Origin of the sequence: Microcoleus sp. B7-D4, assembly GCF_036705125.1 — a bacterium.
In the GTDB taxonomy this organism is placed as follows: Bacteria; Cyanobacteriota; Cyanobacteriia; order Cyanobacteriales; family Microcoleaceae; genus Microcoleus.
In genome coordinates, this window is record NZ_JAUBTT010000183.1 from 1 (window position 1) to 7,338 (window position 7,338).

1 protein-coding gene is annotated in these 7,338 nt (G+C 46.5%); it reads right to left on the reverse strand.

Annotated elements, in window-relative coordinates; all coding sequences use genetic code 11:
* Nucleotides 1-477: 477 nt before the first annotated feature.
* A partial coding sequence (locus QUB12_RS36010; RefSeq protein WP_333301236.1) for an Ig-like domain-containing protein occupies nucleotides 478-7,338 on the reverse strand: 6,861 nt, incomplete at its 5' end.

The following is a 7,338-nucleotide window of genomic DNA, read 5'->3' on the forward strand; positions in this document are numbered from 1 at the left end:
TTTTTTTCTAATTAAGTATTTTTATCGATTTTATCATGATCTTACCTCTGTCTCACATTTATTTGAAATGACTATAAATGTTGATTTTGGTTAAGTGCGATCGCCCTTTTTTTACTTATACCAATTTAATGTGAAGTTGCATATATTTCGCTCCCCCTCGCATACCCCCTACTCCCCCTTAATAAGGGGAGTAGGGGTTGACTTTGACCAAGCTCTTGTCCCACCCCCTACTCCCCTTAATAAGGCAGGGCTGTTTCATTCTCACGAAAATCAGGCTTTTGTAGGGGCGGTGCCCCCGTGCCCGCCCCCCCACGGACGATGAAATCGATGTTTCAAATATCGGGCCAACCGGGCGTGGGATTGCCCCTACAAGAGAATGAAACAGCCCTGCTTAATAAGGGGGGTTAGGGGGGATCAGATTCTATGCAACCTCATATAAAATTGGTATTAAGGGCGATCGCACTTTTCTCTCCTTTCCTAAACCAGCATGAAATTAGCAGATGTTATCGCATTGGCACTCACTCCAACCATCACACCTAACTGCTCCCCTGTCAAGAGATTCTTGATGAGAGTTCCCTGAGTATTTTGAGTTATTTCCAACTGACCAAAACTCAAGCCACCGCTTAATCCAATCAAATCTTGACCGATGGTAAAATCAGCGATGATATCAAATCCTTGACCAGTTGTTAAGGCAAAGATATCATTGCCGCTACCGCCAATCAAACTATCATTTCCCATGCCTCCGTAAAGGATATCGTTGCCTTTGCCACCAGTGAGAGTATCGTTGTCTGCGCCTCCGAACAGAGTATCATTTCCGGCACACCCTCCCAGGATATCTGCTCCTTCATCACCGTTGATTAAGTCATTACCTTCGCCGCCGCAGATTGTATCATTTCCCTGTTGTCCAAACAGATTGTCATCACCTTGACTACCAAGCAGGATGTCGTTACCTTTGCCTCCATATAAGGTGTCATTATCCTTACCACCATCGATGAAGTCATCATCTTTGTTGCCATAAATGATGTCAATACCTTCGCGGCCATGTAAGAAGTCATTGCCTTTGCCTCCGAAGATTAAATCGTTACCCGATTCGCCAAGGATGATGTCGCTTCCTTCATCTCCGTAGAGAGTATCTTCATCTTTGCCTCCGGCGATGAAGTCATTGCCTTGGTTGCCATTAATAATGTCATTATCGGCACCACCGTATAAGTTGTCATCCCCGGATTTGCCCTCGAATATGTTGGCAGCATCGCTACCTAGTAATTCATCGTTTTGGGCAGTGCCTATCTGAATGCCGGATGCGCCGAGTATGGTGTTTTCAACTGAGTTGGGTCGGTTTAAGTTGGGATAGGTAATTTTGTCGCAGATGCACTCATCGTCTGAGAGGTTATTAGTTGTTGGCGTGGGAGTTGCTGTTTCCGATGGTGTCGGTGTTTCCGAGGCTGTTTCCGATGGTGTCGGTGTTTCCGAGGCTGTTACTGATGGGGTCAGAGCGATCGGTGGGGTGGGAGCGATCGGTGGGGTGGGAGCGATCGATGTTGGTGTGTCAGTGCCGGTTTCGGTGCCAGGGGCGCTGCCGGTGTCCTCAGATGTAGGTTCCTCGGGCTCGATCGCCTCTGTGGCATCAATAGTCTCGACAACGGGGCGAACAGTAGGGTCATTAACCTTCACCTTCTCGATCCGAGCCAGAATCGCCTCTTTGGTGTTGTTAGCAAGGAACTCTTCAACAGTCACAGTTCCCGCCGCCAAATCGGATAAACCGACAGCAATTTGACCTACAGACACCGCCTGCAATTTCGTGATCTCAAGGGCAATATCTTTGATGGGGCGACCGCTAGCGACGAGATCCTTGACCATTTGATTGCCCAGAGCCATGATTTGAGCCGCAGCAGCAGCACTCGCAGCCAGTTGTGTCGGGTTGATTTTGGGGTCAGACTCTGCTGCTTTGGTAATGGCTGCTTGGAGAATAGCCAAGATTGTTTCTGTTTTGCCTAAATCTACAGCAGCGCCACCCTTGAGTTGATTGGCGATCGCCCCGATACCACTAAATGCGAGTTGAGCAACTTCTGTTTCCGAAACCCCCTTGATGAATTTCGCTATCTGGACGATCGTATTTTGCACCAGAATCATCGAGCCGAATACCGATACACCATTCGCGTCCCCTTTGGCGATCGCCTCTAAGGGGTCGTAGCTACCTAAATCAACTCCTGCGGGCAGTCCTAACGCTGCTTTCACCTGAGTTTCCGCTGTTGCTGGGTCAAGGCCTTGCTGCACCATAGAGGCGATCGCCGTTGTTAAAGGTGTCACAACCGTTGACTCTAGGATAGAAGTCAGTGGCGTAGCCATCGGCAAACCCGTTGCAGCATCCACCCCGCCAAGGATGTCCATCCCTCCCATGAGAACAAACTGGCCTTCGGTATAGTCGAGTTCACCATTTTGGTTGGTATCAAACTTTTCGACTTCCACATTCAGATCGATACTGCCATCTGCCCTGGTAATCGTAAACGGTTCATCCTCATCCAACATCCCGTTTAAGTTGGCATCGAAGAACACCTTACCGCTACCAATGTAACCGTCTATGACACGACTCTTGTAGTATGTCCTTACTGTGTCTGTGTTAAGTGTTTGCTTTGTGGCGCTGACTAAAACACCTGTGGCTCCGAACACTCCCAGATAATTATTAGCGGTACCGCTTGTTTTACCGACGTTAATGCTTTGCAGCGTTTTGGCTGGGTTGGGATAGAACTTGAACCCGAATATGGCGGGATCGTTGACATCTTGATAACCTGCTTCAGTTGTATCAAGGCTGCGATCCATTCCGTCGATCAGATAGTAATTGGACGATGTTTCGGTAATTTCATCAAACCAGTCGGGAACAGTGACCTTCTTTTCTACGTATGTGCCATCGCTATAGTAAAAAGTCACCGGCATCCCAGTGCTGCCATATGTACTGGTAGCGAACAGGTGGATTTCTGAATACTGGTTGGGCGTAACTGGGAAGGTAAAGAATGTCCAGTCATTTGCAAGAACTTTGGCGTTGTTGCCGTTATTGGTGTTGTTGTAGCCTAGTTGAACGTCGGGATGGTACGTATTCGCTGGGAAAAAGCCGTTGTCAGGCAAACCGTTGCCATTCGCACCGTTTTTAAACGTTGCAAAGGACTGAGTGAGTAGCGTTTCATTCCCGGTACTCAGTGGAGCTTGTGTGCTGTCTGTGACTTCTCCCGCGCGGTTGACAATCACATCGCGATTGAATACTGATGTGAGGTCAAAATCTGTATTAGTAGATTGCCGATACTCAAAATTATCAACTCCGGTCACGATTTTGACATCGCCATTCCGAGCAACAATTCGCCATACTGCTGTAGCTGTCTCGGTAAACTTATAGTCTTCTTTCTTACCGGTCAAGAGCAAGATATCGTTGCCATCTCCTCCGTCAATAGTATCGCTGCCCTCCCCAGAATCTAGGTAATCATCGCCAACGCCACCGAAGAGAGAGTCATCCCCAGCACCACCGCTTAGGGTATCTTTGCTACTTGTACCAGAGGTCGATCCGTTCCCTTCGCCATAAAGAGCGTCATTGCCATCTCCACCTTGGATAGAGTCATCGCCCTGTTGACCGTAGAGAGTATCGTTGCCAGTTCCGCCTTCGAGGGTGTCATTGCCCTCCCATCCGTGAAGTTCGTCATTACCTTCATCACCCCTGAGAAGATCGTTGCCACTCTCACCCAGGAGGATATCGTTACCGGCTTGGCCAGAGAGGGTATTATTCTGACTGTTGCCCTTAATTTCTTCGTTATTAGGTGAGCCAATGACATTTTCAATCGAGGTTAACAGATCTGTATTGCCAGCAAATTTGGCCTTGCCATCGTTTAAATTGACATTAACAGAACCACTAGAAAATCTGTAATCAGCAGTATCAGTTCCGTCACCTCCATCAAGGACGTTGCTGCCATTGCCACCAGAGAGCGTGTCATTGTCTGCTTCACCATTGAGAGAGTCGTTACCATCTCCACCATCTAAGACATCGTTACCACTCCCACCACCGAGAACGTCGTCTCCTGCTTCTCCACTCAGGATGTCATCATCGTCATGACTAAAGAGGCGATCGTTACCGTCACCACCCTTGAGGTAATCTTTACCCCCAAAGCCTTCAAGGAAATCATTGCCACCTCGACCAAAGAGCGAATCACTACCGTCCCCGCCGTTTAGAGAGTCGTTGCCTTTACCACCGTCGAGGAAATCGTTTCCTGTTTCTCCTCGGAGTATGTCATTGCCATCTTCACCGCTAAGAATGTCATCATCATTCCCACCAAGGAGCAAATCGTCACTCAAACCGCCGAAGAGAGTATCCTTACCATTTCCACCTTCGAGTGTGTCTTTGTCGTTGCTACCGTTGTAGTTTCCTCCCGTTTTTCCGTTGTCTTCGCCATAGAGAACATCATCCCCATCTCCACCTTGGAGGAAGTCGTTATCTCCCTGACCAAAGAGAACGTCCTTGCCATTTCCGCCCTCAATGGTGTCATTACCCTGATAGCCGTGCAGTTCGTCATTGCCATCCTGACCTTTCATCAAATCATTGCCATTCCCACCATAAACACGGTCATCATCCTGGTCAGCATTTAGGGTGTCATTACCATCGCCACCATCAAGCAAGTCCCGACCCTCATAACCGTACAGGAGATCATCGTCAGCATTACCATAAAGGAAGTCAGAACCCGAACCCCCAACAAGTGTGTCTCTGCCTTCATTGCCTTCGAGTTTGTCGTTGCCATTATGGCCCTCCAGCCAATCGTCATCTTGTTGACCCTGGAGGAGATCGTCACCATCGGCACCTTTGAGAGTGTCGTTGCCCCTACCACCTGCTAACAGGTCATTTCCTTCGTCGCCATGCAACGTATCATTGCCATCCTGACCTTCGATTCGGTCATTGCCCGACCAACCTTCTCCTTTGTCATTCCCCGACCCCAAGATGAGATGGTCATCTCCACCCTTACCTCGAATATAGTCATCACCTCCCTTTGAGTCATATTTGTTGTTTCCATCATCCAAAAATTCGTCATCACGATCATCATCCGGGCCGAAACCCAGGAAGTCCCCCAAGTCTTTAAACGCACCTTCAAAAAAGTCACCTATTTTAGTAAAGGTATTGAGTACACCTGATGTAACACTATTAAATCCATTAACAACCCCATCAATGGCTATATTTACAGCCTCAGTGATTGCACCCAGGGCACCGCCCGTCACCTGGTCCAACAAATTTCCGATACTTGTGAGCGGAGCTAGTGACACGGTAAAGTCACCTTTGAGCGGCCCAGCCTCATAACCTACCTTTACCTTGGAACCACCAGGTGTACCATCTGAGGTAATCTCAAGGTCTGCCTGAACATTGCCAACGAGCTTGAGATCGTAGCCTATTCGACCTTTAACTGTTAGCTGGCCATTCTGTAGGCTAATGTCGGCACTGCCTAAATTTTGACCCAAGATTTTAGCTGTCCCTCCGATTTTGATATCGGTGGGACTTTTAATATCAATTATTGCGTTCTCGATTGATAAGACTCCGAATAAGTCAAGATTTCCTTGAACTTTTAGCCCATTTCTATCCGCATTAATTTTGGCTCCGGCAACTTCTTGCCCAAGAATCTTCACCGAACCCGATCCACTGGCCGTCTTCTTGTCAATATCAACTGAAAAATCGTTAATGTCTAGTGCTACGGCTCCTAAATCAAAATCAAAATCTTTGATTTTGGCACTCGTGGTTGTAAATTCCACGTTTGCTTTAGCAACAGTCTTGCCAAAAATCTCAAGCTTAGCGTCCCCTTTTAGATATTGCTCAGTGGGACTGACTTTGAGTGCTAAATCGACAGTCTTATCATCAGCACTCTCGGCTCCTGTGAGTTTCAAAAATCCCAAGTCAATTTCAGGAATCTGTAAAACTCCTTCTAAACTTGGATTGATTACATCGTAAGGATTAGCGTTAAGAGTTAGAGTAGCTTTTTTTCCCCAAGCCTCTACCTGACCATTAATCCCAAAACCTTTTGTTAATTTCCTCTCGCCAACCAGTGTCTTAATCTCTGTATCAAAAGGCACTAATTTGAGGAGTGGATCGAGTTCTGTATTTGCATCAAGGCCATCGATAGATACAATATCTACATTCAGAACTTCCTTCAAAAACGATTCTGCCGTTTTGACAAAACCGACTTCCTTACCCACTTGTTTGATTAGATAAGAACCGACTGGCCCAGTCCAAAGGTCAACTATGTTGATGGGATCGTTGACTGTTAATTCCACAGCAAATTTCTTTGGCTCCTTGCTATCCACCGCGAAAGCCGCATCGAGATTGTACTTTCCAAACTGCAACTCTGCCACGAATCCAACATTTTTAATCGAGGGCGGTGCGTAGGTTCCACCTAGCTGTATAGCTAAATTCCGAATTTCTGAATCAGGTAAGCCAAAGGGATTTTCCCAAGGTTCTGTTGGCGCAAGTTGAAGGCTACTTGTGATCGATTCAGGTTGGAAAATAATCTCTCCCCCAACGTTTAATTCGGGTTCGTTGTCTTGGAAAGGATCGTAACCTTTAATACTTACGCTTCCTCCAATCCCGAACTTGGGCGTAGAAGTGGTTGTCGTATTGATGTTTAATTTAGCACCTGTAAGTTCAATCCACAGCGAATCTTGCTTCAATAGCGTTAGTTTTTCTGTGCTTAAATTTGCAGTTACGCTCAATTCCTGGGGAGTCTCTGTTGTAATCTCAGTTTCCAGCTCTATCTCTTTAATTTTTAGGTTCTCATTAATGAAGTCTAAGACATTGGGTTTTCCCCCATCTTCCTCTTCTTCAAAATTCACCTTTCCAGCGAGTGTGTAAGTAGGAGTGATGGTATTCAGTTCCGATATGGTTAAGCTAGGTTCGCTAATCGGTATCGTTAGATCGCCTGCAATTTTAGTAACAAGAGGAAGAACTGTGAACTTACTGAAATCTACCTCACCATCGTATGTGACTGTGAGTTCATTGTTTTCATACTCAACAGTTAGTGGGTTGACTTTCTCGATCAATTCTTTGAGAACTGACTCTACTACACCAGATACATTAATTCCGCTACTTGTCAAGTAACTTTTTAGTTCAAGCCAGTTATCAATCTTAGAATCGCTAGTTGCGAATTTCCAAGTAGTTGCACCCGTAATCCCAGCATAATTGTTACCAGCTAAATCTTTAATTGCACCAGCAGCAATTTCAACGTAGTAACCAGTACCTTGCGCTAAATCTGCCGTGGGGTTAACTGTGACGGTACTACCGCTAACAGTGACATTTGTGGAGGTAACATTTATAGTTTCAACCACCGT